Source organism: Rudaea sp. (assembly GCF_036383415.1).
Classification (GTDB): domain Bacteria; phylum Pseudomonadota; class Gammaproteobacteria; order Xanthomonadales; family Rhodanobacteraceae; genus Rudaea.
In genome coordinates this window covers 1-1,943 of sequence record NZ_DASVOK010000349.1, presented here as the reverse complement: position 1 = coordinate 1,943, position 1,943 = coordinate 1, and the positions used below count along the sequence as shown (strand labels likewise).

3 protein-coding genes are annotated in these 1,943 nt (G+C 68.7%); all 3 read right to left on the bottom strand.

What is annotated here, in order from left to right:
• Positions 1–135: 135 nt before the first annotated feature.
• Positions 136–486: a DUF3613 domain-containing protein gene (locus tag VF497_RS12990; RefSeq protein ID WP_330889361.1), complete on the bottom strand. Its 351-nt coding sequence runs from the start codon at positions 484–486 to the stop codon at positions 136–138.
• Between the two features lie 26 nt (positions 487–512).
• Complete coding sequence (locus VF497_RS12985) at positions 513–1,361, bottom strand: Flp pilus assembly protein TadD (protein ID WP_330889359.1); 849 nt, start codon at positions 1,359–1,361, stop codon at positions 513–515.
• A gap of 10 nt (positions 1,362–1,371) precedes the next feature.
• A partial coding sequence (locus VF497_RS12980; RefSeq protein ID WP_330889357.1) for a type II secretion system F family protein occupies positions 1,372–1,943 on the bottom strand: 572 nt, incomplete at its 5' end.

Genomic DNA, 1,943 nt, shown 5'->3' with positions numbered 1-1,943 from the left:
AGCAAGGCGATCGCGCCGCCCTGCTGGCGCGCGGCTCGAGCGATGGCCGCGCCACGACGCATGCGCGAATCGCGACGGGTGTGACGCGTGTGACAGGCGCGCCGGGTGCGACGGCTTGAGCGCATCTCATGCATGTCAGTTCTGCGGCAACTGACCGCTGATGCCCGCGCCCTGGCCGCCGCTGCCCTGGCTCAGCGCCGAGCCGTACAGATCGGGAATTTTCGAGTTGAACGACTGCATATAGCGCCGGTACGCGAGCCCCGCCTCTTCGCCGGACATCGGCTGGACGGGCGCGGCCTGGGCGTTGCTGCGCTGAAGTTCGAGCCATGCCGACGTCGAGTGTCCGACCTCGCTCACGGCAACGGTCTGCAAGTCCGCCGCCGGTGTCTGTGCGCCTACGTTCGCGGCTGCGCCGCCCGCGAGCGCGAGCAGCGCGACGCGCGCCGCAAGCCGCCACCACAGGCCATTCGTTTCGTTGTTTTTCACGCTTTCCCCTGCGGCCACGCCGCCCTTTATTGCGCGAACCGTTGCAACAGACGCTGCGCCGGTTCCATCACGTTCTGCGTGCTCGCGACCGTGCCCGCCGGCGTCGTGGGCGAGCCATGCGGCAACCGCCCGCCATGCGCGGCCAGGCGCGCGGCGGCGGCGACTTTCGCCGCGTCGCTGCGAATCGCCGCGCGGATATCCGGTGCGAACTTCTGCTGGTTCATCAGCGCCTGCGCCTCCTTGGCCTGCCCGCTGGCCAGCAGAAAGAGCGCGATATTGCTGACGATCTTCGGATTCGCCGAATCGAGTTCCGCGGCTTTCATCAGCGGCACGCGCGCGCCGCCGATGTCGCCCGCGCGCAGACACGCGTAGCCGAGATCGGACAGCACGGACGAATCGGTCGGCGCGAGTTGCGCGGCCTGTTGCAGCTCGCTGGCCGCGCCGCCGAAATCGCCCTGTCCGCCCGCGAGCAAACCCAGCCCGCGATGACCGCGCGACGCCAGCGGCGTCTGCAACAACCGCGCGTAAGCCGACGCGCTCGCCTCGGGCTGATCGGTCATGCGCAGCGCGTCCGCGCGCAGCAGGATCGATTCGGGCGTCGCGCCGTACTGCTTCTCATAGGCGTCGATATGCGCGAGCGACGCGAAGTACAAGCCTTGCGACTGCATCCGGCCGATCAGGCCGAGATACATGCCGGGCGTGTCGGGCGCGGGATCGCGACTGGCCTGCTGCATCATGGCCTGACGCTCGGCCTGCGGGCCGACGCCATAGCCGGATTCCTTCGACGCGCACGCGCCGAGCAGCGCGAGCGCCAGCGCCGCGCCCACGCAACGCAGCGTGCGCGCAGGATGTTTCGGTATCTTGATCAATTTCATCGCTCTATCCTTACCGATGCATCGCCTTCAGCGAGTGAGACACCGACAGCACGCCCGGCCCCGCCGTGACGATCATCAGCGCGGGCAGCAGTGTCAGGATCATCACGCCGGTCATCTTCACGGCCATCCGGCCAATGCGTTCGCGCAGCATCGCGCGGCGCGTTTCGCGCAGCCGGTCGCCGAACTGCTTGAGCGGTTCCTGCACCGCGCCGCCGTGCCGGTCCACCTGGATCAGCAGGCGCACCACGGCGCGCAAGTCCTCGTTGCCGAAACTCGATGCCAGCCGCGACAGCGACTGCTCGCGCGTGCGGCCCGCCGCGAACTGGCGCTGAGCGATTTCGAGTTCGCTCGACAGCACCGGCAACACGCCGCGAAAATCGTTGACCATCACCTGAAGGCTTTGATCGAGCGAGAGGCCCACGCCTTGCAGCAGCCGCAACAGGTCGACGAGCATCGGCAGTTCGTCGACCACGGCGCCGCGCCGCGCCGCCGCGCGCCTGCGCAACACCGCTTTGGGCGCCATCACGCCGCAGACGAACGCGACGATGACGACCAGCAGATAGCGCGGACCGTCGACGTGCG